This is a genomic window from Amycolatopsis albidoflavus (assembly GCF_039525725.1).
GTDB classification, from domain to species: Bacteria; Actinomycetota; Actinomycetes; order Mycobacteriales; family Pseudonocardiaceae; genus Amycolatopsis; species Amycolatopsis albidoflava.
The window spans coordinates 266,157-291,048 of the sequence record NZ_BAAAHV010000008.1 but is presented as its reverse complement, the minus strand read 5'-3'; the positions used below and the strand labels follow the sequence as shown (position 1 = coordinate 291,048).

26 protein-coding genes are annotated in these 24,892 nt (G+C 68.3%); 12 read left to right on the top strand and 14 right to left on the bottom strand.

What is annotated here, in order from left to right; genetic code table 11:
• Positions 1–34: 34 nt before the first annotated feature.
• The 3 genes from ABD156_RS11705 to ABD156_RS11695 form a co-directional block, all read right to left on the bottom strand.
• The gene (locus ABD156_RS11705) at positions 35–1,132 is read right to left on the bottom strand and encodes an ABC transporter permease (protein ID WP_344270614.1); all 1,098 of its coding nucleotides are present in this window, start codon (positions 1,130–1,132) and stop codon (positions 35–37) included.
• Positions 1,129–2,694: an ABC transporter ATP-binding protein gene (locus tag ABD156_RS11700; RefSeq protein ID WP_344270611.1), complete on the bottom strand. Its 1,566-nt coding sequence runs from the start codon at positions 2,692–2,694 to the stop codon at positions 1,129–1,131. Before ABD156_RS11700 ends, ABD156_RS11705 begins: the two co-directional genes overlap by 4 nt.
• Positions 2,695–2,774: 80 nt before the next feature.
• Complete coding sequence (locus tag ABD156_RS11695; protein WP_344270608.1) at positions 2,775–3,917, bottom strand: BMP family lipoprotein; 1,143 nt, start codon at positions 3,915–3,917, stop codon at positions 2,775–2,777.
• A gap of 555 nt (positions 3,918–4,472) precedes the next feature.
• On the opposite strand from ABD156_RS11695, the gene sdhC reads away from it, so the two are divergent.
• The 5 genes from sdhC to ABD156_RS11670 all read left to right on the top strand — a co-directional run bounded on the left by sdhC (position 4,473) and on the right by ABD156_RS11670 (position 9,028).
• The gene (sdhC, locus tag ABD156_RS11690; protein ID WP_078870582.1) at positions 4,473–4,922 is read left to right on the top strand and encodes a succinate dehydrogenase, cytochrome b556 subunit; all 450 of its coding nucleotides are present in this window, start codon (positions 4,473–4,475) and stop codon (positions 4,920–4,922) included.
• A gap of 4 nt (positions 4,923–4,926) precedes the next feature.
• Complete coding sequence (locus ABD156_RS11685; RefSeq protein WP_037712346.1) at positions 4,927–5,343, top strand: succinate dehydrogenase hydrophobic membrane anchor subunit; 417 nt, start codon at positions 4,927–4,929, stop codon at positions 5,341–5,343.
• A 35-nt stretch (positions 5,344–5,378) separates the two neighbouring features.
• Positions 5,379–7,133, top strand: a complete 1,755-nt coding sequence (sdhA, locus tag ABD156_RS11680) for a succinate dehydrogenase flavoprotein subunit (RefSeq protein WP_344270599.1) — start codon at positions 5,379–5,381, stop codon at positions 7,131–7,133.
• Positions 7,133–7,906: a succinate dehydrogenase iron-sulfur subunit gene (locus ABD156_RS11675; RefSeq protein WP_344270596.1), complete on the top strand. Its 774-nt coding sequence runs from the start codon at positions 7,133–7,135 to the stop codon at positions 7,904–7,906. Before sdhA ends, ABD156_RS11675 begins: the two co-directional genes overlap by 1 nt.
• A 156-nt stretch (positions 7,907–8,062) precedes the next feature.
• On the top strand, positions 8,063–9,028 hold the full coding sequence (locus ABD156_RS11670; protein ID WP_344270593.1) for a hypothetical protein: 966 nt from the start codon (positions 8,063–8,065) through the stop codon (positions 9,026–9,028).
• A gap of 55 nt (positions 9,029–9,083) precedes the next feature.
• Here the strand turns inward: ABD156_RS11670 and ABD156_RS11665 are convergent, their stop codons facing one another.
• Entirely contained in the window at positions 9,084–10,466 is a 1,383-nt protein-coding gene (locus ABD156_RS11665; RefSeq protein WP_344270590.1) for a S8 family peptidase, read from the bottom strand.
• A gap of 77 nt (positions 10,467–10,543) precedes the next feature.
• Positions 10,544–10,789: an SCO4848 family membrane protein gene (locus ABD156_RS11660; RefSeq protein WP_344270587.1), complete on the bottom strand. Its 246-nt coding sequence runs from the start codon at positions 10,787–10,789 to the stop codon at positions 10,544–10,546.
• A gap of 42 nt (positions 10,790–10,831) precedes the next feature.
• Between ABD156_RS11660 and ABD156_RS11655 the strand changes: the two genes are divergently transcribed.
• On the top strand, positions 10,832–12,061 hold the full coding sequence (locus ABD156_RS11655) for a D-alanyl-D-alanine carboxypeptidase family protein (protein ID WP_344270584.1): 1,230 nt from the start codon (positions 10,832–10,834) through the stop codon (positions 12,059–12,061).
• Between the two features lie 70 nt (positions 12,062–12,131).
• On the opposite strand, the gene yhjD is transcribed toward ABD156_RS11655, so the two are convergent.
• The 4 genes from yhjD to ABD156_RS11635 form a co-directional block, all read right to left on the bottom strand.
• Complete coding sequence (gene yhjD, locus ABD156_RS11650) at positions 12,132–13,145, bottom strand: inner membrane protein YhjD (protein ID WP_344270581.1); 1,014 nt, start codon at positions 13,143–13,145, stop codon at positions 12,132–12,134.
• A gap of 67 nt (positions 13,146–13,212) precedes the next feature.
• Complete coding sequence (gene trpS, locus ABD156_RS11645; RefSeq protein ID WP_344270578.1) at positions 13,213–14,232, bottom strand: tryptophan--tRNA ligase; 1,020 nt, start codon at positions 14,230–14,232, stop codon at positions 13,213–13,215.
• Positions 14,233–14,624: 392 nt separating this feature from the next.
• Positions 14,625–15,041 (bottom strand): hypothetical protein, encoded by a 417-nt coding sequence (locus ABD156_RS11640; RefSeq protein WP_344270575.1) that lies wholly within the window; start codon positions 15,039–15,041, stop codon positions 14,625–14,627.
• 413 nt (positions 15,042–15,454) lie between these two features.
• Positions 15,455–16,270, bottom strand: a complete 816-nt coding sequence (locus ABD156_RS11635; protein WP_344270743.1) for an exodeoxyribonuclease III — start codon at positions 16,268–16,270, stop codon at positions 15,455–15,457.
• Between the two features lie 64 nt (positions 16,271–16,334).
• On the opposite strand from ABD156_RS11635, the gene ABD156_RS11630 reads away from it, so the two are divergent.
• Positions 16,335–17,066, top strand: coding sequence for an MBL fold metallo-hydrolase (locus ABD156_RS11630; RefSeq protein ID WP_344270573.1), 732 nt, complete (start codon positions 16,335–16,337; stop codon positions 17,064–17,066).
• Between the two features lie 392 nt (positions 17,067–17,458).
• Here the strand turns inward: ABD156_RS11630 and ABD156_RS11625 are convergent, their stop codons facing one another.
• Positions 17,459–17,770, bottom strand: coding sequence for an SH3 domain-containing protein (locus ABD156_RS11625; protein ID WP_344270570.1), 312 nt, complete (start codon positions 17,768–17,770; stop codon positions 17,459–17,461).
• Positions 17,771–17,961: 191 nt separating this feature from the next.
• Positions 17,962–19,185, bottom strand: coding sequence for an NADP-dependent isocitrate dehydrogenase (locus ABD156_RS11620; protein WP_344270567.1), 1,224 nt, complete (start codon positions 19,183–19,185; stop codon positions 17,962–17,964).
• A 229-nt stretch (positions 19,186–19,414) separates the two neighbouring features.
• Here ABD156_RS11620 and ABD156_RS11615 point away from each other — a divergent pair, with 229 nt between their 5' ends.
• The 3 genes from ABD156_RS11615 to ABD156_RS11605 are packed head-to-tail and all read left to right on the top strand — an operon-like array spanning position 19,415 to position 20,926.
• Entirely contained in the window at positions 19,415–19,891 is a 477-nt protein-coding gene (locus ABD156_RS11615; RefSeq protein WP_344270564.1) for a hypothetical protein, read from the top strand.
• Between the two features lie 37 nt (positions 19,892–19,928).
• Positions 19,929–20,294: a DUF2203 domain-containing protein gene (locus ABD156_RS11610; protein ID WP_116201667.1), complete on the top strand. Its 366-nt coding sequence runs from the start codon at positions 19,929–19,931 to the stop codon at positions 20,292–20,294.
• A gap of 29 nt (positions 20,295–20,323) precedes the next feature.
• The gene (locus tag ABD156_RS11605) at positions 20,324–20,926 is read left to right on the top strand and encodes a class I SAM-dependent methyltransferase (RefSeq protein ID WP_344270558.1); all 603 of its coding nucleotides are present in this window, start codon (positions 20,324–20,326) and stop codon (positions 20,924–20,926) included.
• Between the two features lie 238 nt (positions 20,927–21,164).
• Here ABD156_RS11605 and ABD156_RS11600 read toward each other — a convergent pair whose 3' ends face one another.
• Entirely contained in the window at positions 21,165–21,578 is a 414-nt protein-coding gene (locus ABD156_RS11600) for a DUF2000 family protein (RefSeq protein WP_344270555.1), read from the bottom strand.
• Between the two features lie 50 nt (positions 21,579–21,628).
• Between ABD156_RS11600 and ABD156_RS11595 the strand changes: the two genes are divergently transcribed.
• Positions 21,629–22,390 carry an AraC family transcriptional regulator gene (locus ABD156_RS11595; RefSeq protein WP_344270552.1) on the top strand — a complete coding sequence of 254 codons (762 nt, stop codon included), beginning with the start codon at positions 21,629–21,631 and terminating at the stop codon, positions 22,388–22,390.
• A 27-nt stretch (positions 22,391–22,417) separates the two neighbouring features.
• Positions 22,418–22,999, top strand: a complete 582-nt coding sequence (locus tag ABD156_RS11590; protein ID WP_344270549.1) for an HhH-GPD-type base excision DNA repair protein — start codon at positions 22,418–22,420, stop codon at positions 22,997–22,999.
• Between the two features lies 1 nt (position 23,000).
• Here the strand turns inward: ABD156_RS11590 and ABD156_RS11585 are convergent, their stop codons facing one another.
• Both ABD156_RS11585 and ABD156_RS11580 read right to left on the bottom strand, forming a co-directional pair.
• Entirely contained in the window at positions 23,001–23,645 is a 645-nt protein-coding gene (locus ABD156_RS11585) for a spermine/spermidine synthase domain-containing protein (protein WP_344270546.1), read from the bottom strand.
• 13 nt (positions 23,646–23,658) lie between these two features.
• Positions 23,659–24,849, bottom strand: coding sequence for an MFS transporter (locus ABD156_RS11580; protein WP_344270543.1), 1,191 nt, complete (start codon positions 24,847–24,849; stop codon positions 23,659–23,661).
• Positions 24,850–24,892: the final 43 nt, after the last annotated feature.

Below are 24,892 nucleotides of genomic sequence, written 5' to 3'. Positions count from 1 at the left end.
TCCGGACCCGGCCGGGAGAACTCCGTCGTGGTGGTCACACCGCACCGCCTTCCGCGACCGAGGCGCCCTTGCGGCCGTTGCCGGCGAGCGCCCTGCCCACCTTTCGCTGTTCCGCGGCGAGGTCGGCCCGGCGCACGATCTCGTACGCCACGACGACCGAGAGCACGATGACGCCCTGCATGATCGTCGCGATTTCCTTGGACACGTTGATCTGCTCCAGCGACACCGCGGAGGTGTCCAGGAACGCCCACAGCAGCGCGCCGAACGCGATGCCGCCGGGGTGGTTGCGGCCGAGCAGCGCGACCGCGATGCCGGTGAAGCCGTACATCTGGGTCGCGGTGATGCCGTAGCTGTAGTCGCGGCCGAGCAGTTCCGGCATGGCGACCAGACCGGCCACCGCACCGGAGAGCAGCATCGCGATGAGCGTCATCTTCTTCGCGCTCACGCCGCCGGCCGCGGCGGCCGTCGAGGACTCGCCGCTCGCCTTCAGCTCGAAGCCGAACCTGGTGCGGTTCAACATGAACCAGTACGCGGCGCCGATCACGATCGCGATGAACACGAAGCCGAACAGCGTGCCCGAACCGAGCGGGATGCCCGGGATCCGGCCGGACGGCGCGATCACCCTGGTCCCGATGTTGTTGCCGGTCTGCACGCCGAACTGGTCGGCGTTGATGAGGAACGCGATGATGCCGGCGACGATCGAGTTCAGCATGATCGTCGAGATGACCTCGCTGACGCCGCGGGTCACCTTGAGCACCGCCGGGATCGTCGCGTACAGCGCACCGGAAACGATGGCCACCAGCAGGATCACGATGGTGTGGATGACCGGCGGCAGCTGCAGCGCCCCGCCGACGATCGCGGCGATCACCGCGGCGAACCGGTACTGGCCCTCGACGCCGATGTTGAACAGGTTCATCTGGAACCCGATCGCCACGGCCAGGCCGGACAGGTAGTACACCGTCGCGAGGTTCACCGTGTCGACCGCAGTGGATCCCTTGAACAACTGGCCGATCATCGTCCCGTACGCCTGCAACGGGTCGGCGCCGGAGATGACGAGCGCGATCGCGGACAGGATCACCGCGAACGCGATCGCGAGCAGAGGCGGCAACAGCCGCGTGCGCCACGAACTCATGAGTCTTCACCTTCTTCGGCGCCGGTCATGGCGGAACCGAGTTCCTGCGGAGTGACAGTGGCGGGGTTGGCCTCGCTCACGAGCCGCCCGCGCAGCATCACGCGAATGGTGTCGGACAACCCGATCAGCTCGTCGAGGTCCGCCGAAATCAACAGCACGGCAAGGCCGTCGGCACGCGCCTGGCGGATCTGCTCCCAGATCAACGCCTGCGCGCCGACGTCGACCCCGCGCGTCGGGTGCGAAGCGATCAGCAGCACCGGGTTCCCGGACAATTCGCGGCCGACGATCAGCTTCTGCTGGTTTCCGCCGGACAACGCGGCGGCCGGAACGTCGATGCCGGGCGTGCGGACGTCGTACTCGCGCACGATCCGCTCGGTGTCCTCGCGCGCGCCCGCGATGTTGAGCAGTTGCCCGCCGGACACCGGTTCGCGCGTCTGGTAACCGAGAATCCGGTTGACCCACAACGGTTGCGTGAGCAGCAGGCTGTGCCGCGTGCGGTCCTCGGCGATGTAGCCGATGCCCGCCTCGCGCCGGGCGAGCGTGCCCAGCTTGACCAGGTCGTGCGTCTTGCCGTCCGGCGGAGTCAGCTCGATGTGGCCGCCGCTCGCCTTGCGCATTCCCATGATCGTCTCGACCAGTTCGGTCTGGCCGTTGCCCTCGACGCCCGCGATGCCGAGCACCTCGCCCGCGTGCACGGTGAAGGAGATGTGGTCCAGCACGTTGCGCTCGGAGCCTTCGGCGGACAGCCGCAGCTCGCGCACCTGCAGAACCTCGCGGTCGGTCACCGTCGACTCGCGCGTCTCCGGGCTCGGCAGCTCCGAACCGACCATCATCTCGGCCAGCTCGCGGCTGGTGATCTTCTTCGGATCCGCGGTGCCGACCGTGGTGCCGCGCCGGATCACGGTGACCGTGTCGGCGATCGCGCGCACCTCGTCGAGCTTGTGCGAGATGAAGAGGAACGTGTACCCGTCGGCCTGCATCTCGCGGACGGTCGCGAAGAGCGCGTCGACTTCCTGCGGCACGAGCACGGCGGTCGGCTCGTCGAGGATGATGATTTTCGCGCCGCGGTAAAGGACTTTGACGATCTCGACGCGCTGGCGGTCGGCGACGCCGAGTTCCTCCAGCAGCGCGTCCGGCTTCGCGTGCAGCCCGGTCCGCTTCGACAGTTCCGCCAGCCGCGCCCGCGCCGCGCGGCCGATGCCGTGCAGCGGCTCCGCGCCGAGGAACACGTTTTCCGCGACGGTCAGGTTGTCGGCGAGCATGAAGTGCTGGTGCACCATGCCGATCCCGGTGCGGATGGCGTCCTGCGGGTTGCGCAGTTTCACCTCGGCGCCGTTGATGGCGATGCTGCCCTCGTCGGGCTGCTGCATGCCGTACAGGATCTTCATCAGAGTCGACTTGCCCGCGCCGTTCTCGCCGCACAGCGCGTGCACCTCGCCCGCCGCGACGGTGAGGTTGACGTCGGAGTTCGCGACGACGCCGGGGAACCGCTTGGTGATCCCGGTCAACTGAACGGCCGGCACGCCCCGGTCGGGGACGGCTTCGGCCTCGATCTCGGTCATCGGAGGGGACATCCCGTTCTGTCGAAACGCGTGAGGGCTCGGAAGGAAGATCCTTCCGAGCCCTGCCGCGTCGTGAGCGTTTACTTGGCCGGCTTGTCCGAAACCTTGATGGCGCCGGACACGATCTGGGCCTTGTACCCGTCGAGCACGTCCTTGATGTCGTCGACCTTGCCACCGGAGGTGGAGTAGCCGACACCGTCGGACTTGAGGTCGAAGCGCTTCGGCACCGTGCTCAGGTCGCCCTTCGCGACGGCCTGCAGGTACTCGAACACCGCGACGTCGACGCGCTTGATCATCGAGGTGATGATGATGTCCTTGTCGGCGGCGACCGTCTTCTGGTTGTACTGGTCGGAGTCGACGCCGATGGCCAGCGCGTTGTTCTGCTTGGCCGCGTCGAACACGCCCTTACCGGAGGCGCCGGCGGCGTGGTAGACGACGTCCGCGCCGCGCGAGATCTCGGCGGCGGCCTTCGCGTTGCCCTTCGGCGGGTCCTGGAAACCGGAGAAGTCGCCGGCCGGCGTCAGGTACTCGTCCTCGACCTTGATCTTGCTCGAAACGGCCTTCGCGCCCTGCAGGAAGCCCGCCTCGAACTTCTGGATCAGCGGGGTGTTCACGCCGCCGACGAAGCCGACGTGGCACTTCTTGCTCTTGTACGCGGCGGCGACGCCGGCCAGGAACGAGCCCTGCTCCTCGGCGAAGACCAGCGGCGTGACGTTCGGCAGGGTGATCGAGTCGTCGTCGACGATCGCGAACTTGGTGTTCGGGTACTTGGTGGCGACGGCCTTGACCGACTGCGCGTAGGCGAAACCGACCGCGACGATCGGGTTCAGGCCCTGCTGCGCCATCTGCTCGAGGCGCTGCTGCTTGGCGGCTTCGCTCTCGCTCGCGCTCGCGGTGCTCTCGTTGACGGTCGGGACGCCGAGGTCGGACTTCGCCCGGTCGGTGCCCGCGGCGGCCGCGTCGTTGAAGGAAGCGTCACCGCGACCGCCGACGTCGAAGGCCAGGCCGACCTTGAGCTTGCTGCCGTCGACCTTGCCCGAGGCCGCGCTGCTGCTCGTGGCGGCGGCCGGAGCGGCGGGCGGCTTCGGGGCGGTAATGCAGTTCGAGCCCGCGTTGCCGTCCGAACCGGACGCGTTGTTGTTGCTTCCCCCGGTGTCCTTCGCGCACCCGGCCAGTGCAAGCACCCCAGCCATGGTCGCGGCGGCCAGCGCGGTTCCACGCATGCGACGCAACGTGTGTCTCCCTCCCCGCTGATCCAGCGGACGATCCAGGAACGGCCCGGTCACGGTCGCCCGGGCTCAACTGGCAGACCGTACCCAACCGCCGGGTAACCGCCATAGGAACGGCACGCTACGTAACACAAACGTTTACTCGGAGGCTCGATCCGCGACCATTCCGGCGCCGACCGTGATCAAGAGCCGCCGCCCCGCCCTCCGCGATCACGCACCGTGGCCCCGCTTCCGCCCGGGAAGGGTCCGTGAAGGACTCCTTGAGGGAATCTGATTCCCGGAAGGAGCCCTTCACAGCCAGCTCAGACGTGCTCCAGACCACACGTCCGAGTGGTCTGCCGTGGTCACCGGTGTCTGGTCCATCACAGAGAGGAACCCGGAGGTGAGCCGCGCGTATGGGTCGGGTCTAGCATCCATGCATCCACGCTCGATGGCCCCTGATCTCGGCACCGTCGCCGGAGTTGTCCCCAGTGGACCGACCCCGGCCGCGGGTGCGGACCTCACCGGTCACCCGGGCACGACAGTCATGACGTTGGAGGCCGTTCACCGATGTCCACCACGGCGAGCACTGCCACCGAAAGCGGGGCAGGAGCTAGCGATCGGGCGGGTGCCTCACGCCGGCAGGGAACTTTCTACCGGGGCGACCCCGGCATGTGGTCCTGGGTGCTTCACCGCATCACCGGCGTGCTGACCTTTTTCTTCCTGTTCGTGCACGTGCTCGACACCGCGCTCGTGCGCGTGTCGCCGAACACCTACGACCAGGTCATCGAGACGTACAAGACGCCGATCGTGAACCTGCTCGAGGTCGGCCTTGTCGGCGCGGTGCTGTTCCACGCGCTCAACGGGCTGCGCGTCCTGCTGGTCGACTTCTGGGCCAAGGGCCCGAAGTACCAGAAGACGATGCTCTGGGTCATCGGCGTCGTGTGGGTGGTCGTGATGGTTCCGGGTGCGTTCTTCATGCTGAAGCGCACCGTCGAGACGCTTTTCGGGGGTGCCTGATCCCATGGCCGACGCTCTGATCCTCGACAAGCCGCGCTCGCCGCGGCGTCCGTCCGCCCGGCGCAGCAACTTCGAGCTCTACAGCTGGCTGTTCATGCGCATCTCCGGGCTCGCGCTGATCATCCTGGTGCTGGGCCACCTGTTCATCATGAACATCCTCGACGGCGGCGTGCACCGCATCAACTGGGGCTTCGTCGCCGGCCGCTGGGCCTCGCCGTTCTGGCAGTTCTGGGACCTGGCGATGCTGTGGCTCGCCGAGATCCACGGCGGCAACGGCCTGCGCACGATCATCGACGACTACGCGCGCAAGGACTCCACCCGGTTCTGGCTGAAGATCCTGCTGTACGTCTCGATGGCGCTCATCCTGGCCGTCGGCACGATGGTGATCTTCACGTTCGACCCCGAGATGCCTGCCTCCTGAGGCGCACCCACCACTAGCTAGCGGAGTCTTTCCCTATGCAGTTCCACAAGTACGACGTGGTGATCGTCGGCGCGGGCGGCGCCGGCATGCGCGCGGCCATCGAGTCCGGCCAGCGCGCCCGCACCGCGGTCCTCACCAAGCTGTACCCGACCCGGTCCCACACCGGCGCGGCACAGGGCGGCATGTGCGCCGCGCTGGCGAACGTCGAAGAGGACAACTGGGAGTGGCACACCTTCGACACCGTCAAGGGCGGTGACTACCTGGTCGACCAGGACGCCGCGGAGATCATGGCCAAAGAGGCCATCGACGCCGTCCTCGACCTGGAGAAGATGGGCCTTCCGTTCAACCGGACGCCCGAGGGCAAGATCGACCAGCGCCGGTTCGGCGGGCACACCCGCGACCACGGCAAGGCCGCGGTGCGCCGCGCCTGCTACGCCGCGGACCGCACCGGGCACATGATTCTCCAGACGCTGTACCAAAACTGCGTCAAGCACGGCACCGAGTTCTTCAACGAGTTCTACGTGCTCGACCTGGTGCTGTCCGAGGGCGAGGACGGCAACCCGATTGCCTCCGGCGTGGTCGCCTACGAGCTGGCCACCGGCGAACTGCACGTGTTCCAGGCGAAGTCGATCGTGTTCGCCACCGGCGGCGCGGGCAAGATCTTCAAGACCACCTCGAACGCGCACACCCTCACCGGCGACGGCCTCGGCATCATCTTCCGCAAGGGCCTTCCGCTGGAGGACATGGAGTTCTTCCAGTTCCACCCGACCGGCCTCGCCGGCCTCGGCATCCTGATCTCCGAGGCGGTGCGCGGCGAGGGCGGCATCCTCCGCAACGCCGACGGCGAGCGGTTCATGGAGCGCTACGCCCCCACCATCAAGGACCTCGCGCCGCGCGACATCGTCGCCCGGTCGATGGTCCAGGAGGTGCTGCAGGGCCGCGGCTGCGGGCCGAACAAGGACTACGTCGTCCTCGACGTGACCCACCTTCCGGTCGAGGTCCTCGAGACCAAGCTGCCGGACATCACCGAGTTCTCCCGCACCTACCTGGGCGTCGACCCGGTCAAGGAGCCGGTGCCGGTGTTCCCGACGTGCCACTACGTCATGGGCGGCATCCCGACGAACATCCACGGCGAGGCGCTGCGCGACAACGAGCACGTCATCCCGGGCCTGTACGCCGCGGGCGAGGTCGCGTGCGTGTCCGTGCACGGCTCGAACCGGCTGGGCACGAACTCGCTGCTGGACATCAACGTCTTCGGCCGTCGCGCGGGCATCGCCGCCGCGGAGTACGCGCTGGCGCACGAGCACGTCGAACTGCCGGAGGACCCGACCACCCTGGTCGAGGAGCAGCTGGCCGGTCTGCTGTCGGAGCACGGCGACGAGCGCGTCGCCGACATCCGCAAGGAAATGCAGCAGACGATGGACTCGCACGCTTCGGTGTACCGCACCGAGGACACGCTGAAGCAGGCGCTGACCGACATCCAGGCGCTCAAGGAGCGCTACCAGCGGATCACCGTGGCGGACAAGGGCAAGCGGTACAACACCGACCTGCTCGAGGCCGTCGAGCTCGGCTTCCTGCTGGAACTGGCCGAGGTGCTGGTCGTCGGCGCGATCGCGCGCAAGGAGTCCCGCGGCGGCCACGCCCGCGAGGACTACCCGAACCGCGACGACACGAACTTCATGCGGCACACCATGGCCTACAAGCAGGGCGAGGGGCTGTCGTCCGACATCCGGCTCGACTACAAGCCGGTCACCTTCACCCGCTACGAACCGATGGAGCGGAAGTACTGATGACGACGGCCACCCCAGAGGCGCCCTCCGCCAAGGCGTCCGACGAGCACACGCCGATCCAGGTCACGCTGAAGATCCTGCGGTTCAACCCGGAGGTCGACCAGGAGCCGCACTGGGAGTCCTACGACGTCCCGGCGCAGCCGACCGACCGCGTGCTGAACCTGCTGTTCTACGTGAAGGACTACATCGACGGCACGTTCTCCTTCCGCCGCTCGTGCGCGCACGGCGTGTGCGGTTCGGACGCGATGCAGATCAACGGGATCAACCGGTTGGCCTGCAAGGTGCTGCTGAAGGACCTGCTCGAGAAGAACGGCAAGAAGACCGAGATCACCATCGCCCCGATCAAGGGCCTGACGACGTTGAAGGACCTCTACGTCGACATGGACCCGTTCTTCGAGGCGTACCGGGCGATCAAGCCGTACCTGATCACCTACGGCAACGAGCCGACCCGCGAGCGGATCCAGTCCCAGGCCGACCGGAACCGGTTCGACGACACCACCAAGTGCATCCTGTGCGCCTGCTGCACGTCGTCCTGCCCGGTCTACTGGAACGACGGCTCGTACTTCGGCCCGGCGGCGATCGTGAACGCCCACCGCTTCATCTTCGACTCCCGCGACGAGGGCGCCGAAGAGCGGCTGGACATCCTGAACGACGGTGAAGGCGTGTGGCGCTGCCGCACGACGTTCAACTGCACCGACGCCTGCCCGCGCGGCATCCAGGTGACCAAAGCCATCCAGGAAGTGAAACGCGCCCTCCTCTTCAAGCGCGTCTGATCCTCCGAACGTACGTGAGGGGAACCCTGAGGGACTCTGAGTCCCTCAGGGTTCCCCTCACGGCTGTTTAGCCGACCTATCCACAAGGCCGCGGGTTGTCCACAGAATGGATTGGGCCAACCACGAAGCGCTGCCGGGTGCGGCAGCATTTGTCGGGTGAAACAACGAGGCCGCTGGGCCGCACACCCCGAAACGCTCACGCAGCACAGCACGCATCAAGTGATCCGGGCGATGACCCTGGAATCACTGGACATGAGCAGCAGAGTCATCTATCGAAGATGCCTGCCCGGGGGACCATGGCGACGGTTATTGCCCGGAGTCATCCTCCTGCACAACAACGACCCCACACCGGACCAACTGGTGCATGCGGCCCTGTTGTACGCGGGCGAATCAGCGATCGTCACCGGCGAAGAAGCCTGCCTGCGGTACGGCCTGCGTCTTCCGGACGCTGAAGGCCCACGGCACATCCACCTGCTGGTTCCGCATCGACAGAAGCTGAACAGCTCTGAGTTCGTCACCATCGAACGGACGAGGCACCTCCCGGCACCGTGGCTGCGCGCTGGCGTCCCGCTCGCACCCCTGGTCAGAGCCACCACGGATGTGGTCCGGCGGACACGCGACTCCGAGACCGTCAGCCGCATCCTGATCGAAGCGATCCAGCGAGGACGTTGTTCACCGCAAGCCCTGGCAGAAGAGCTTGATCGCGGCACCAAACGGGGGACCGCGATCCCCCGGCGGCTTCTCGCCGAATGGTCGGACATCCGGTCAGTCGCCGAAGCCGAGGCACAGAAATTAGCCAAGAGCCTTCCGAATCCGCCAACTCATCAGAACGCCGCGCTTTACGACCGCTCGGGCCACTACGCGGGGCGACCTGATTTCTGGTGGGACGATGTCGGACTGGCGTGGGAGATCGACTCGATGGAATTTCACTTTCGCTCGAACGATTACGCACGAACGTTGCATCGAAATACTCGCTACGCGGCACTGGGTATTGCCGTGGTGCAGACTCTGCCGTCCCGTTTGCGCACCGAGCCAAACGCAGTTCTGAACGAACTCGGCGACGCGTACCGTGCCGCCGAGGTCCGCCCTCGGCCACCGGTCTCCCTCCGCCCCGCTGGCTAGTACGTGAGGGGAACCCTGAGGGACTCTGAGTCCCTCAGGGTTCCCCTCACGTACGTCAGTGGACTGCGTCTAGGGCGTTCACTAGGCCGCGCCCGTAGTACGAGTTGTTCTGCTTCGGACCCTCGCACGCCGACACATCGCAAGCCACCGGATCCGCCTCTGCGGTAAGCAAAGCCGCCAAAGCACGCGGCGGCGCGTTCCGATGCGTAGAAGCCAACAGAGCCGCAACCCCGGCCGCGTGCGGGGAAGCCATCGAGGTGCCGCACTTAGTGCCGTAAGCGCCGTTGAACACGGTCGACAGCGGGCACCCCGCGCCTTGCCCGGCAGGCGGCTTCTGCGCCGAATCCCCGCCCGGCGCGGTAACCGTGACTGAGCCGTAGTTGGAGTAAGCAGACTTCGTACCCGCGTAACCAACCGCAGACACCGTCACCACGCCGTCGATCGCCTTCGGCAGGATGCCGCACGAAGAGTCAATCTTGTGTGGACGGTTCGGGTCCACAGTCTGCGTACGCACGTCGAAGCCGGAGTTGCCCGCTGCGGCGATGTTGAGAGTCCCGCGCTGCGTCGAGTAAGTGACAGCGCGCCGTACGGCCTCGTACGCGGCAGCGTCGCCTGCTTCGTTGCGGCAGTAGAACATCCCGGGGTCGATGTAGTAGCTGTTGTTCGTCACCTGGAAGCCGTGCTGTCCGGCCCAGACGAAGCCACAGACCGCCGCCTCCGGGAAGATGTAGCCGTCGTCGTTCACCACCTTCACCGACGCCAAGCGCACGCCTGGCGCGATGCCGGTGAAGCCGCGCGCGGGGTCCTTGCCCGCGATGGTGCCGGCGACGTGCGTGCCGTGGTCGGAGTTCGTCGGCGTCCACGCGGAAGCGTCAGGTGCGCCGGTGACGCAGCCGGTCGACGACCGCGCGTCTACCGCGTTCGCGAGCGCGGGGTGCTTGGCGTCGATGCCGGAATCCAGCACGCCGACGGTGACCGACCGCGAACCCGGGTTGATCTTGTTTGCCTCAGGAGCGTGGATGGCGCGCATGTCCCACTGCTGAGTCGACAAATCGTCACCGGCGGCGACGCTCTCCGTCCGCTCCAGCATGCCGACCGCCGAGCGCAGTCCGGCGCGGGCGGCGGCCTTCGCGGCGACGTCCTTGCCCGCCGAGTACGCCCGCTTCACGCCGAGCCGGTCGGCGAAGTCCGCGTTGCGCGAGCTGGCGACCGCGACGCCGATCTCCGGGTAGTACGCGATCCGCTTGCCGCACTTGGTGCTCAGCTCCGCGTCGACCGAACGCTGCTTCTCGCCCGGCTGGTACAGCACGACGTAGCTGTATTGCGTGCTGGTGGTGTCACACGACGGCGCGGGCGCGGCGGACGCCGGCACGGCCACCGCGCCGGCGGCGACCCCGGCCACCGCGATCGGGACGAGCAATCGACGTAAACGGGACATTTAGCCTCCATGGTCGGTCGCCCGAAACTAAGCCAGCCCGGACGCGTCCCGCCACCGACCAAAGGACGGTCACCGCATCAGGTGTTCGCGCGGTCCTTAGAGGTCGCCCGGATGCCGCGCCAGCCGAGCATCCCGATCGCGGTGCCGAGCACGAACGAGACGACCGTCAGCACCGCGTGCACGATGAAGTACCCAGTGGGTGAACCGTCGGCCGCCCAGGACTGGTTGCTGGCCCACAGGTTCTTGGCGAACGTGATCCAGATGATCCAGGACCAGATGCCGAAAGCGAACAAGGCCATCGCTGTACCTCGTGAAATGCGCATGTCTCGAGTATGCCGCCGGGCCATCGGCGCTAGATTGCGTGGGTGCACCCTGCTTTCGCCCGGTCGCTGCGAGCATTCGCCGCGCCACTCGCCGCAGCCCTCGTAGCCGTCGCCGCGCCTGTCGCCTTCGCCGCCCCGGCGTCGGCGGAGCAATGCACCGAGCACGCCGCGCCGCCGGCCCCGGTGGACACCTCGGAGAAGCCGAAGCCGGGCCAGACCGTCCCGCCGCCGCTTCCGGTGCCCGCCCAGCCCGTCGGCGGCGACCGGTTGGGCGGCTGCGGCCCGATCCTCCCGCCGGGCGCGCCCGCGCTGCCCCCTGGCGACACCTCGGCGTCGTGGGTGCTGCAGGACCTCGACACCGGCGCGGTCGTCGCGGCGAAGGACCCGCACGCGCGGGAGCGGCCGGCGTCGCTGATCAAGACGCTGCTCGCGCTGGTGGTGGTCACCGAGCTGAAGCCCGAGCAGGTCATCGTCCCGACGAAGGAGGACGCCGAGCAGGAGTGCACCTGCGTCGGCATCGCCGCGGGCGGGCACTACACGATGGACCAGCTGCTGCACGGCCTGCTGATGCACTCGGGCAACGACGTGGCGCACGCCTTCGCGACCGCGCTGGGCGGCGCCGACGCGGCCGTTGCCAAGATGAACGCGCTCGCCGCCCGCATCGGCGCGACCGACACCCGCGCGGCGACCCCGTCCGGCCTCGACGGACCGGGCATGTCGACCTCGGCCTACGACCTGAGCCTCGTCTTCCACTACGCGATGAAGCAGCCGGAATTCGCCAAGGTGGTGGCGACGAAGAATTTCACGATCCCGGCCATCGACGGGAAACCGCCGATTCCGGTGTTCAACGACAACAAGCTGCTCGGCGTGTATCCCGGTTTCCTCGGCGGGAAAACAGGCTTCACCGACGACGCGCGGCACACCTACGTCGGCGGCGCGGAACGCGACGGCCACCGCCTCGCGATCGTGATGATGCGGGCCGAACAGCGCCCGACGAAGGTAGTCGACCAGGCGGCGAAACTGCTCGACTACGGCTTCGCGCTGGAGAAGAACGGCGCGCAGCCGGTGGGCCAGATCGCCTACCAGCCGCTGAGCGCGGACTCCGCCCCGATGTCGGACAAGCAGGTCACCCCCGCGGGCGCGACGACCGCGGCCGCGGAGAAGCCGGATCCGTTCGGGACGACCGGCTGGATCCTGACGGTGATCGTGCTGGTGATCATCGTGGCCGGGTTCGTCATCAGCTATCAGCGGAAACGCAACTCCCGGGCATAGCGACCGGTTAGGTCCGTGAAGGGCCCCTTGAGGGAATCTCATTCCCTCAAGGGGCCCTTCACAGCTTTACTCAGCCCTTTCGGCGGCCCAGCCAGGCCAGCAGCGCACCCGCGCTGAACGCGCCGGCCACGGAGCCGAGCCCCAGCCCGTGCTGCACCGTGATCCGCGGCTCCAGCAACACCGGAGCGGGCGGCTGCACCACGCGGCGCTGGTTCTCCCGCGCGGTCGCCGTCCACGCCGTCACCAGCAGCAGGAACCGCGACACCAGGTTCGCGAACACCAGCAACCCGATCACCGGGCCGAAGATCGCTGCCGACGGGGATTTCGTGACGCTCGCCAGGTAGACCGTCGCGACCTGCTGCAAGACCACGAATCCGACCGCGGCGATGAGCGCGCCCTTGACCGCGCTCCGCAGCGCGACGTGCTCCCGCGGCAACCGCGCGATCACCCACAGGAACACCAGTGCGTTGGCGACCAGGCTGAGCACGATCGTCGCGAGGTGCAGCAGGAACTTCGCCCACCCCTGGCCTTCCAGCCCGACCAGCTTCAGCAGCAGTTCGCCGAGACCGCTGCCCGCCGCGGTGATCGCGAACGACACCACCAGCGCCAGCCCGAGCCCGAGCAGCGACAGCAGGTCCTTGATCGTCCGGCCGACGAACGGTTCCGTCTTCTTCTCCTGGCCCCACTGCGCGGTGAGCGCGTCGCGGAGGTTGGCCATCCAGCCGATGCCGGAGTAGAGCGCCAGCAGCAGCCCGAAGACCCCGATGCCGCTGCCGGACTTCAGCGCGGCGTCGGTGATCTGCTTGACCAGGCCGCGCAGGCCTTCGGGGACCGAACTGTCGATCCCGTGCGTGATCTGGTCGATCACCGCGGTGTTGTGCCCGAGCGCCATGCCGACGATCGCGAACGCCACCATGAAGATCGGGAACACCGACAGCACGCTGAAGTAGGTGATCGCCGCCGCGTAATGGTTGCCGTAGTTTTCGTTGAAGGAATCGTTGGCGCGGATCAGGTGATCCAGCCACGGGTACTTCCGCCGCAGCCGGGGCAGCAGCTTTTCCTTGTCACCGGTCTCTTTCGCCACCGGAAAACGCTAACCACGGCGACCGGGCCCCGCAACGCGAGCGTGCCCGCGCGGTTACCGGTCGCGATCAGCTCGCGGGCAGGAACCCGATCCGCTCGTAGACCGACGCGAGCGTGGCCGACGCGACCTCGCGCGCCTGCCGCGCACCCGCGGCGAGGATCCGGTCCAGCTCGGCGACATCGTCCAAATAGGACTGGACGCTCTCCTGCAGCGGCGTGACCCAGTCGACGAGCACCTCGGCGAGGTCCTTCTTGAGATCGCCGTAACCCTTGCCCTCGTAAGCGGTTTCGAGGTCGGCGACGGTGCGGTCGGTCAGCGCGGAGTAGATGGTGAGCAGGTTGGAGACGCCCGCCTTCTCCTCGCGATCGAACCGGACCTCGCGGCCGGTGTCGGTGACCGCGGACCGGATCTTCTTCGCCGAGCGCTTCGGATCCTCGAGCAGTTCGACGAGCCCGTTGGCGGTCGCCGCCGACTTGCTCATCTTCGCCGTCGGTTCCTGCAGGTCGTAGATCTTCGCGGTGTCCTTGACGATGAACGGCTCCGGCATCACGAACGTCTTGCCGAACCGGCTGTTGAACCGCTGCGCGAGGTTGCGGGTCAGCTCGAGGTGCTGCCGCTGGTCCTCGCCGACCGGTACCGCGTTGGTCTGGTAGAGCAGAATGTCCGCGGCCATCAGCACCGGGTAGGTGAACAGGCCGACGCTCGCGTGGTCGCTGCCCTGTTTGGCGGCCTTGTCCTTGAACTGCGTCATCCGGCCGGCCTCGCCGAAGCCGGTCTGGCATTCGAGCACCCAGCTCAGCTGAGCGTGCTCGGGCACGTGGCTCTGCACGAACAGCGCGCTGCGCGCCGGGTCGACCCCGATCGCGAGCAGCTGCGCGGCCGAGCGCCGCGTCCGCTCGAGCAGCACTTTCGGGTCCTGCTCGACGGTGATCGCGTGCAGGTCGACGACGCAGTAGAAGGTGTCGTGGGTGTCCTGCAGCCGCACCCATTGACGCAGGGCGCCGAGGTAGTTGCCGAGGTGGAAGGAGTCGGCAGTCGGCTGGATCCCGGAAAGCACCCGCAGGCGCCCGTTCTGTTCGTCGGACACGCCAGGATTCTTTCAGGCAGCGAAGCCGACGCCGCCGCGGCCCCGCCGGTTCGCGGTGCGGCCAGGCAGCCGGGACGACTCGACGGCCTCCGCCCGAAGATCCGCTTCCGGGGAGGAGCCGCTGCTGGGCGATTCAGAGCCGCCGGGACTCAGGCCCCGAGCTGCACGCGGTTCGGGGCGGCCGACGATCCAGCACCGCCGCGAGACCCCAGCTCCGAACTGCACGCAGCTTGGAGCCGCCGACGATCCAGCGCCGCCGGGAGATTTGGGTCCGGGCACGCTGCGAACTGGGCCGTGCCTCGTCGGGGCTGTTGACGGGTCGGTGGCGACCAGGCCGTAAGAAAGTTCTGGCGGGGAAACTCACCGCTGCTGCCGGAGAATCGGCCAGGTGACTAGGACTGCCGCACGGGCAGCGCGGCCGGAGCCGGTTCCAGCGGGCGGGTCGGTTCCTCGTCGAGAGTCCTGGCGGCGGCCACCGCCTCGATCGCCTTCGCGCGGGCCTTGCGCCGTTGCCGGACGACGCCCAGCGCCATCCCGATGATGCCGAAACCGACCGCGACCAGCCCGACCGGTCCGAGCATTCCGAACCCGGTCGAAGTCGTCTCCGCGCGGACGACACCGGTGTCCGCGAAGGCCGTCGCGCCCGTTCCGACGGCCGCGACCAGCATCGTCGCGAGCACCGCCAAGACTCGACCGCCCGCGACCGCCCACGAGCGGCCGGAAGCGGCCGCACGGGTGCTGCCGACCGCCAAAGCGTCGCGCGCCGAGCCGCGAACCGGAGTCCGCTCGGCCGCCTCCGCGCCGGACACCCCCGATGGGGTGACGGACGCGTGAAGCGCTGGACGGCCAAGAGCCAGCGTGGACCGTGTCACGAACCGGCCTGGGTTGCGCACCGGAGTGCCTCCCGCGAGGTGACTGTTCTGAGCGAGCGTCTCACCCGTAAGGATGAGTTCTCGACGTGCTACTGGTCAGAAAACTACCGAGCGTGTCAAGACCTGTCGGATCTGATCAACTCGGGTGCCGAGGCTAGCGCCCACTCGGGGAGTAACCATGGGCACCCCTGCCGTCTCGGTGTCGTCGGTGGTCAGCGCCGTGCGCGGCTCGCGGGACCACGCACAGTGTCCTCAACCCCGGCGAAACCGGACAGAATCACCCCTCGGAACAAACCCGAACTACTCTCAGCAGGTTATTCACCAGCTCGTCACCAGCGGGACAACCCGGCTCAGCCGGGGAACGGCACGTCGTACTTCGCGGTGACCGGCGCGTGGTCCGACCAGCGCTGGTCGTAGGACTCTGCCCGTTCGACCACCACGGACGTCACCTTCTCCGCGAGACCGGGGGTCGCCAGCTGGCAGTCGATGCGCCAGCCCGAGTCGTTGTCGAACGCCTTGCCCCGGTAGGACCACCACGTGTACGGCCCGGGACCCTCGGCGTCGAGGCGACGCTGGACGTCGCTGTAGCCCGCCTCGTAGACGCGGCCCATCCACTCGCGTTCCTCGGGCAGGAAGCCGGAGTTCTTCTGGTTGCCGCGCCAGTTCTTGAGGTCGACCGTGTCGTAGGCGATGTTCCAGTCGCCCACCACGACGACCTCCCGGCCCTCCGCGGCCGACTTCGCGCGCAGTTCGACCAGGTACGGCAGGAACGCGGCCATGAAGCGTTCCTTCTCGTCCTGGCGCTCGGTGCCGACGTCGCCGCTCGGCAGGTACAGGCTCGCCACCACCACGCCGGGCAGGTGCATTTCCAGGTACCGCCCGCTGTCCTCGAACTCGGGCTCGCCGAACCCGGTCCGCACCTCGTCCGGCTCGACGCGGCTGTACAGCGAGACCCCGTTGCGCCCCTTCGCGGCCGAAGGCGCGTGCGCGGCGAACCACCCCTCCGGCGCGACGACGGACGCGGGCAGCTGCGCGGCCTCGGCCCGCACTTCCTGACACGCGACGACATCCGCCTCAGTGGCGGCCAGCCACTCGACGAAGCCCTTCTTGACGGCGGCCCGGAGGCCATTGACGTTGACAGTGGAGACGATCAGCACCCCGCGCACGCTACCCGCCGGGTCCGACAATTTTCCGCGCACGGCAGGTCCGGCGAGGTCCAGAATGACTGCCATGCCCAGACTGACTGTCCTCGGCAGTTGCGGAGCCTGGCCGGAACCCGGCCGCGCCTGCGCCGGTTTCCTGCTGTCCCACGAGGATTTCCACGTCGCGCTCGACCTCGGTTACGGAGCCGCCGCCCAGCTCTTCCGGCACGTCCCCGCCGACCGGCTCGACGCGATCGTCGTGACCCACGAGCATCCCGACCACCTCGCGGACGTCAGCGCGCTCGGCCGGGCCCGCCACTACACCACCGACCGCAAGCTCCCGCTGCACTGCACTCCCGGCACCGTGCACCGGCTCGCCGCGATGGAGCCCGATCCGGCCCCCGGCGAGAACTTCGACCTCCACAACCTCGGCCCGGAGACTGACCTCGGCCCCTTCCGGCTCACTGCCCTACTCCTGCGGCACCACGTGCCGAACTATGGAGTCCGGCTCACCACACCCGGCTACACCGTCGCCTACACCGGCGACACCGGTCCCACTCCGCAACTAGCCGGCTTCGTCCACGACGCCGACGTCCTCATCTGCGAAGCCACTCTGCAGGGCGCACCGCCGGACGGTCCGCGCTACCTGATGACCGCCGCGGAAGCAGGCCAGCTTGCCACTGCGGCGAATGTCCGGACGCTGCTGCTCACGCATTTCTGGCCCGGTTCCGACCGCGCGGTTTCGGTGGCCGAAGCCCGCGCCGAGTTCTCCGGGGAAGTGTTCGCCGCGGAAGAAGGACTCATGCTGAATCACGCATAATCGCGCACCGGAGAAAAATCGCGATCACCCACCGCACGTTTTCGCGCCGGTACCGAGCAGTTCGGAGAGCAAACCGAACCGGAGCAGGCGCCGTAAAGGAATCCGGCAATCGCGAAGGTTCCGAGCCGCACGGAGGCATCGACTCGGCCGATCGGCGGCAATCCCGGTTGGACAACCGAAACCGTCCCACCACATGGGACGAACCAGCGAACGGCCACGAGAACCGAGACACCACACCGGACAAGGCCCGGAACCAAGCCCAGCGACCGGCCGGTCCCAGCCGAACCACGCGCCGCATCGAACCCAGCAACCACACGAACCCAAGCGCGGCAAGCAGTCCGTGCACACAGAGGACGATCAGCGCCTTAACCAGGCACCAGTACGAACCGGACTCAGCACTTGGCCCCTTGCACCGGCGTCACGAAGCTGTCGGCGACCCACTTGCCGTCGGCGATCTTCCGGAACCCGTTCTGCACCACGGGTTGTGCGTCGAATTCCGCGCCGCGCAGGTACTTCCCGATGACTTTCCCGTTACCCGCGGCGGTTTCCCGCGCGTTGAGCACGTCGGCGGTCACCGAGACTTTGCAGCCGGTCGGGGATCCCTGCGCGTCCGCCTGGCCTTTCTGGCCGAACGCGTAGATGACCACGACCGCAGCGATGACGCCGATAATAATCAGTGTCTTCTTGGGCAAACCCAGAATCACGGCCGCTCCTCAGTCGCGAAAAACCCCTCGTCCAGAGTAGGCAGTCCGCCGTCGCCCGGACAGGTTCTCGCCCCCATTCCACCCGGAGGTGCCAATCCTGTCACCGACACAACACGAAGAGTGACAAAAAAGAGAAGGGCACCTCGGAAGACTCCTCCGAGGTGCCCTTCTCTCAAACGGCTAAAGAAAGATCAGCCCTGCGCGATCTTCTTGGCCAGGTTCTCGTCCAGCGTCGCGAGGAAGTCCTCGGTCGTCTGCCATTCCTGGTCCTTGCCGACCAGCAGCGCGAGGTCCTTGGTCATCTTGCCGCCTTCGACGGTGTCGACGACGACCTGCTCCAGCTTGTTCGCGAAGCCGATGAGCTCCGAGTTGCCGTCCAGCTTGCCGCGGTGCTCGAGGCCGCGGGTCCACGCGTAGATCGAGGCGATCGGGTTCGTGGAGGTCGGCTTGCCCTGCTGGTGCTGGCGGTAGTGCCGGGTGACCGTGCCGTGCGCGGCCTCGGCCTCGACCGTCTTGCCGTCCGGCGTGCGCAGCACCGAGGTCATCAGGCCGAGCGAACCGAAGCCCTGCGCGACGGTGTCGGACTGGACGTCGCCGTCGTAGTTCTTGCACGCCCAGACGTAGCCGCCCTCCCACTTGAGCGACGCGGCGACCATGTCGTCGATCAGCCGGTGCTCGTAGGTGATGCCCTTGGCGTCGAAGTCGGCCTTGAACTCGGCCTCGAAGATGTCCTGGAACACGTCCTTGAACATGCCGTCGTAGGCCTTGAGGATCGTGTTCTTGGTGGAGAGGTAGACCGGGTACTCGCGGTCGAGGCCGTACTGCAGCGACGCGCGCGCGAAGTCCTCGATCGACTTGCGGTAGTTGTACATCCCCATCGCGACGCCGCCGCCCTCGGGGAAGTTCGCGACCTGGAACTCCATCGGCTCGGAGCCGTCTTCGGGGGTGTAGGTCATCGTCAGGGTGCCCGGGCCGGGGACCTTGAAGTTGGTGGCCTTGTACTGGTCGCCGTGCGCGTGCCGGCCGATGATGATCGGCTTGGTCCAGCCGGGTACCAGCCGCGGCACGTTCCGCATGACGATCGGCTCGCGGAAGATCACGCCGCCGAGGATGTTGCGGATGGTCCCGTTCGGGGACACCCACATCTTCTTCAGGCCGAACTCCTCCACGCGCGCCTCGTCGGGCGTGATCGTGGCGCACTTGACGCCGACGCCGTGCTGCTTGATGGCGTTGGCGGCGTCGACCGTGATCTGGTCGTCGGTGCGGTCCCGCTCCTCGATGCCCAGGTCGTAGTAGTCCAGGTTGACGTCCAGGTACGGGTGGATCAGCTTGTCCTTGATGAACTGCCAAATGATGCGGGTCATCTCGTCGCCGTCGAGTTCGACAACGGTGCCCTGGACCTTGATCTTGGCCATGAGCAGCGGTGCTCCTTCCGCGGATCTTCGCGTTCGCTTCTTCGCTCTCCGATAGCGGTACAAGCGTACTGCTTAACAGAGCTGGATGGTTCCAGAAGTGGTCGGAATCAAGTCTCTACCACCCTTGACGCGGCTCTCCGACCGGGCACGATCCGGGTGCCCGATCGAGGGGAACCGGACGAGCCCGGCGATCATCCCATCGCGTAACCACAGCCTGGGAGGTCACACCATGTCGTACCCCGCGCCCTACCCCGCCCAGCCGGCGATGGCCGGCCAGCCCGCCAGCCGCGCCGTCGCGCGCGTGCTGAGCGGACTGTGCGGGCTGATCCTCACGCCCATCGCGGTCGGCGTGCTGGCCTTCGGCGGCTACCGCCAGCAGACGCAGGTGTCGGCGACCTTCGGCGAGCACGGCGACGGCCTCGGCACCGCGCTGATGGTGGTCGGCGCGCTGCTGCTGGTCGGAGTGGCCGCGCTCGGCGCGTGGTCGTCCGCCGGACCGATCGTCGGCGGAGTGGTCTGGGGCGTGCTGCCGGGGGTCGCCACGCTCGTGTCGCCGCGGACCGGAATCGACCTGCTGCGCCTGCTGCCGGGCGACGAGCTGGCGGCCGGATTCGGCGGCTGGCTGGTGTCCGGCGCGCTGCTCGGCGCCGGATTCCTGCTGGTCGGCACGAGCCTGGCGGCGACGCTGGCGCGACGACGCAGGTAGCGGCGAGACGGCGCGGGCCCGGTGAGACTATTTGCAGATGGGATTGTTCACCGTAGCCGAGGCCCGCACCGAACTCGCCCGGCTGCTTCCCGTTCTCGCCGAACTGATCCGGGTCCGCGCCGACGCCGCCGAGCTCGCCGCGTCCCTGCGTCCGGGCGGGCGGGACACCAGCCTCGGCGGCCTGCCGGAATGGAAGGCCGCGCAGGCCCGGCTGGACGACCTGATGACCGCGATCCAGGCGACCGGGGCCGAGCTGAAGGGGTTCGCCCCGCTGCTGGTGGACTTCCCGGCCTCGCTCGACGGCGACGACGTGCTGCTGTGCTGGCTCGAGGGCGACCGGGAGCTGACCTGGTACCACCGGGCCGACCTCGGTTTCGCCGGCCGTCGCCGATTGCCCGGATAATCACTGGTCAAGCCCACTACGGTGGCTGGGTGAGCACACTTTTCGACGCCGACGCGGCGGGATACGACGAGGACACCTTCCACCCGTATGTGGCCGAGCAGCTGATCGGCGGCCTGGCCCCCAAGCCCACCCTGCTGGTCGACGTCGCGGCGGGCACCGGCGCGGCTGCCTACGCGGCGCTCCGGCAGCTGGACCCGACCGCGGTGTTCGCGATCGACCTCTCCCCCGCGATGATCGAGATCGCCCGGGGCAAGGCCGCCGACCGCGACCCGGACGGCCGGATCTCCTGGCACGTCGGCTCCGCGGTCCCGCTGCCGATCGGCGGCGGCGAGGCCGACGCGGTCGTTTGTGCCTCGGCACTGCACTTCCTGGGCGCGCGCGCCTTGACCGACTGGCGGCGAGTGCTGCGCCCGGGCGGGAGGCTGGCGTTCAGCGTGGTGTCGTCGGAACGCTTCAAGCCGACCGGCAGGTTCGCCGACGTGTACCCCCGAGACCTGCGCGTCCCGGGCACCCTCGACGAAGCCGCCGCGCTGGCCACCGACGCCGGATTCAGCTCGGCGACGGCACAGCACGTAACGCTCGATCAGGGCGACCGGGTGCGGCAGGTTTTCGCGGTTTTCGCGGAGGCCTAAGCGGCCAGGCGGGAAACGGTGAAATCGGCGGCCGCGCAGGCACCTCCGGGGTCTGCGCGGTCCCGCGAAACGCGATGAAGCTCGGCGTGGCGGCCTGCGGCGAATTCGGCACTCGGACGCTGACGCCCGAGTAGGCGCCCTCGTGCAACTGTTGTCCGGCAGGCGCGCTGAGTTCGAGGCGTGCCCAGTCCCAGCCGTCTGGCAGGATTCCCTTTCGCTGCGGCGAAAAATACTCCGTTCAGCCGTGCAGCTGCGCGCCCTTGAGGATCTTGTCCACCGCGTTCTTCGGCCCATGCACAGCCATCCCCGCCAACGCCAGCTTCTCCGTCGGCACCGCTCGCACCGCGGCGCGATTGTCGACGTCATTGCCGGTCTGGAACAGCTCGTCGGTGAAGATCGAGAACCGCAGGCCCCGCGTGAGCGCCCGGCTGTGCGCCAGCGCGAGCGTCTCGGCGGTGCCCGCGAACACGAGTACCGGCTGGCGGAACATCGGCAGGTACTCGGTTTCGTCGGCGTCGAGGTAGGGCTCGCCGATCAGTTCGGGCGTCGTGTGGGCCACGCCGCTCACCAGGAACGCCGTGACGTTCAGCCGTTGCCACGAGGCCAGGTCGTCCCGCAGCAGCACGGCGATCTTCGTGTCGAATCGGTTCATGCGAGACAGCATCGGCTCGGTGCCGCGCGCGGGTCTTGTACGTTTTGAACATGACGGTGTCGGCCTGGCGTCCTTCGGTGCCTGGGATCGCCGAGGCGTTCCACGCCCAGTTCACCGATCACGCCTACCCCGCGCACACGCACGACACCTGGACGCTGCTGATCGTCGACGACGGCGCGATCAGCTACGACCTCGACCGGCACCACCACGGCGCACTCGGCACGGCCGTCACCCTGCTGCCGCCGAACGTCGCGCACGACGGCCGTGCCGCGACGAGCCAAGGGTTCCGCAAACGCGTGCTCTACCTCGACGCCGACGTGCTCGGCGTCGACCTGATCGGAGCCGCCGTCGATCAGCCGAGCTTGCCGGATCCGTTGCTGCGCACCAGAATCCACCAGCTGCACCAGTCGCTCGCCGAACCGCTGGAGGCCGAAAGCCGCCTCGCCCTGGTCGCCCAGCGGCTGCGGTTGCACCTCGGCCGCCCGGCCATCACCCCACCCGACCGCAGCCTGGCCGACGACCTGCGCGACCTCCTCGACGAACGCCTGCCGGATTCGCTGACGCTGGCCGACGCGTCCGCCGTCCTAGGCGCGCACCCGGTCCACCTGGTCCGCGCCTTCGGCCGCCGCTTCGGGCTGCCGCCGCACCGGTACGTCACCGGCCGCCGCGTCGACCACGCCCGCAGGCTCCTGCTCGACGGCACCCCGCCCGCTGCCGTCGCCACCACCGCGGGGTTCACCGACCAGGCACACCTGACCCGACACTTCCGCCACTACCTCGGCACCACCCCGGCGCGCTTCGCACGCGGCTGACCGGGCGGTTTGTGCGAAGATGGCGCCATGCTGCGCGAACTGCACCTGACCGGCGACCCGGCGGCCGACAAGCTGCTCAACGACGACCCGTTCGCCCTGCTCACCGGGATGCTCCTGGACCAGCAGTACCCGATGGAGCACGCCTTCGCGGGCCCGCGGAAGATCGCCGACCGGATGGACGGCTTCTCCCTCGCGAAGATCGCCGCGACCGACGTCGAGGCGTTCGTCGAGATGTGCGTGGTCCCGCCGGCAATCCACCGCTACGGCGGCTCGATGGCCCGTCGCGTGCACGCGCTGGCGCTGCACATCATCGAGAACTACGACGGCCGTACCGAGGGCATTTGGCTCGACGGCCGCCCGAAGCCGGACGGCGAAGAGGTGCTCAAGCGGCTCAAGGCGCTGCCCGGTTTCGGCGAGCAGAAGGCGAAGATCTTCCTGGCACTGCTGGGCAAACAACGCGGTGTAGCCCCGAAGGGCTGGCGCGAAGCTGCCGGCGCGTACGGAGATCGCGGGTCTCGTCGGTCCATTGCGGACGTGACGGACGCGAAGACGCTCGGCGAGGTGCGCGCGTTCAAGAAGGCCGCTAAGGCTGCCGCCAAGGCGAACTGACTCAGCCCCGCGCGAACCAAACCACGTCCGGTTCCCCGCGCGGCACCGGAATCTCCACCACATCCACCTCGGCGAACCGCTCCCGCAACCGAGCCGTGAACCCCGGTGCCGCGCCCGCGCTCCACACCGCCAGCACCCCGTCCGGACGCAGCAGCTGGGACAGCCTCTCCAGGCCGGAAGCCGCATACAGCGAGGCATTCCCCTCGGTGACCGTCCACTCTGGACCGTTGTCGATGTCCAGGCACAGCGCGTCGAACGTCTCACCGGTCGTCCGCAGCCACTCCAGCAGATCCGCCTCGACCACGGTCACCCGCGGATCGTCCAGCGCCCCGCCGTGGACCTCGCGCAGCGGACCGGTGCGGTTCCACGAGATCACCGCCGGTTCGCGTTCCACCACGACCACGGAGCCGACCGCGGAATGGTCCAGCGCGGCGCGCAACGAAAACCCGACGCCGAGACCGCCGATCAGCACCCGCGCGCCAGGGGCGAGCCGGTCGGCCGCTCCGGTCACGAGCAGCCGTTCCGACTCGCCGTTTCGGGTGTCCATCAGGAACATCCCGTTTTCGATCACCTCGAACTCGGCGCCGTCGCGCCGCAGCACCAGTTCTCCGCCGTGCCCGGGCACGGTCTCCAGTACCTCCGCCACGCCCGGCAGCTTCTCAGACCGCGACCTCCTCGCGGACCTCAACCCGCTTCCTCGTGCCCCAGAAGAACACGACCACCAGCGCCGCCGCCGCGGCGAGGATCGCGGCGATCTCCGGCAGAACGGTGGCACCGGCCGAGGTCAGCACCGCGCCGCCGACGACGCCGGACAGCCCGACGCCCAGGTAAATCGCCGACGCGTTGAGCGACAACGCGAGACCGGCGTGCCCCGGCGACAGCTCAATGAGCCGATGCTGCACCGGCGGGCTGAACGACCAGTTCGCCACACCCCACACGAACAACGTGATTCCGGCCCCGACGACGGTCGTCGCGGTGAACGGCAGCAGCACCATCACAGCGGTGAACACGGCGAGGATGATCAGCAGCGGCTTGCGCGGACCCCACCGGTCGGCCGCGCGGCCGCCGGCGAAGTTGCCGATCGCGCCGCCGATGCCGTAGCAGAACAGCAGCACCGTGACCGTCCCGCCGGAAACCCCAGCCGTGGCGGACAAGACCGGCGACACCAGCGTGTAGACCATGAACGCGGCGAGGCAGGCGAGCGTGGTGGTGACCAGCAACGCGACGATCCGCTTGTCCCGGGCGACCGCGAACCGCTCGGCCAGCCCGACCGCCGGCGGCGGCGCGACCTTCGGCAACGCGACCCGCACCCCGAGCGCGCCGAGCGCCGAGAGGACGCCGACGAACAGGAACGCGCCCTCGTAGCCGAACTGCTGGGAGATCACGCTGCCCAGCGGGACGCCGAAGATCAGCGCGATGGTGAGCCCGCCGAACACCAGCGAAACGGCTCGGCCGCGACGATCCGGCGTGGTCAGCTCCGCGGCGACCGCGGTGGCGGCCGGGGTGTAGACGGCGGCCCCGATCGCCGTGACGACCCGCGCGATCAGCAATGTGGTGTACCCCGGCGCGACGGCCGCGAAGATGTTCCCGACCGCGGCCACCGTGAGCGCGGCGACCAGCAGCGTCCGCCGTTCCCACCGGCCGGTGGCGGCGGCGAACAACGGCGAGCCCACCGCGTACGCGATGGCGAACGACGTGACGAGCTGCGCCGCGGCCGTCGCGGAGATGTGCAGCTCGGAGGTCAGCGCCGGCAGCAGCCCGGCCACGATGTAGCCGCTGGTGCCGACGCCGAAGGCCCCGAACGCGAGCACCGAGTTCCGGGCCGCCGCCGAGGACGAGACGCTGGACATGAATGTCCCCCCAATGAGACCTGAACGGATAGTTCGATGAACG

What these genes read in the sequence shown, in the direction of transcription:
- ABD156_RS11590 (WP_344270549.1), top strand. Translation starts at nt 22,418, where the DNA reads ATGCTGCGCGAACTGCACCTGACCGGCGACCCGGCGGCCGACAAGCTG.
- ABD156_RS11705 (WP_344270614.1), bottom strand. Translation starts at nt 1,132, where the DNA reads ATGAGTTCGTGGCGCACGCGGCTGTTGCCGCCTCTGCTCGCGATCGCG.
- ABD156_RS11595 (WP_344270552.1), top strand. Translation starts at nt 21,629, where the DNA reads ATGACGGTGTCGGCCTGGCGTCCTTCGGTGCCTGGGATCGCCGAGGCG.
- ABD156_RS11685 (WP_037712346.1), top strand. Translation starts at nt 4,927, where the DNA reads ATGGCCGACGCTCTGATCCTCGACAAGCCGCGCTCGCCGCGGCGTCCG.
- sdhC (WP_078870582.1), top strand. Translation starts at nt 4,473, where the DNA reads ATGTCCACCACGGCGAGCACTGCCACCGAAAGCGGGGCAGGAGCTAGC.
- ABD156_RS11620 (WP_344270567.1), bottom strand. Translation starts at nt 19,185, where the DNA reads ATGGCCAAGATCAAGGTCCAGGGCACCGTTGTCGAACTCGACGGCGAC.
- ABD156_RS11615 (WP_344270564.1), top strand. Translation starts at nt 19,415, where the DNA reads ATGTCGTACCCCGCGCCCTACCCCGCCCAGCCGGCGATGGCCGGCCAG.
- ABD156_RS11695 (WP_344270608.1), bottom strand. Translation starts at nt 3,917, where the DNA reads ATGCGTGGAACCGCGCTGGCCGCCGCGACCATGGCTGGGGTGCTTGCA.
- ABD156_RS11630 (WP_344270573.1), top strand. Translation starts at nt 16,335, where the DNA reads ATGCCCAGACTGACTGTCCTCGGCAGTTGCGGAGCCTGGCCGGAACCC.
- ABD156_RS11700 (WP_344270611.1), bottom strand. Translation starts at nt 2,694, where the DNA reads ATGACCGAGATCGAGGCCGAAGCCGTCCCCGACCGGGGCGTGCCGGCC.
- ABD156_RS11600 (WP_344270555.1), bottom strand. Translation starts at nt 21,578, where the DNA reads ATGAACCGATTCGACACGAAGATCGCCGTGCTGCTGCGGGACGACCTG.
- ABD156_RS11675 (WP_344270596.1), top strand. Translation starts at nt 7,133, where the DNA reads ATGACGACGGCCACCCCAGAGGCGCCCTCCGCCAAGGCGTCCGACGAG.
- ABD156_RS11665 (WP_344270590.1), bottom strand. Translation starts at nt 10,466, where the DNA reads ATGTCCCGTTTACGTCGATTGCTCGTCCCGATCGCGGTGGCCGGGGTC.
- ABD156_RS11580 (WP_344270543.1), bottom strand. Translation starts at nt 24,849, where the DNA reads ATGTCCAGCGTCTCGTCCTCGGCGGCGGCCCGGAACTCGGTGCTCGCG.
- ABD156_RS11660 (WP_344270587.1), bottom strand. Translation starts at nt 10,789, where the DNA reads ATGCGCATTTCACGAGGTACAGCGATGGCCTTGTTCGCTTTCGGCATC.
- sdhA (WP_344270599.1), top strand. Translation starts at nt 5,379, where the DNA reads ATGCAGTTCCACAAGTACGACGTGGTGATCGTCGGCGCGGGCGGCGCC.
- ABD156_RS11610 (WP_116201667.1), top strand. Translation starts at nt 19,929, where the DNA reads ATGGGATTGTTCACCGTAGCCGAGGCCCGCACCGAACTCGCCCGGCTG.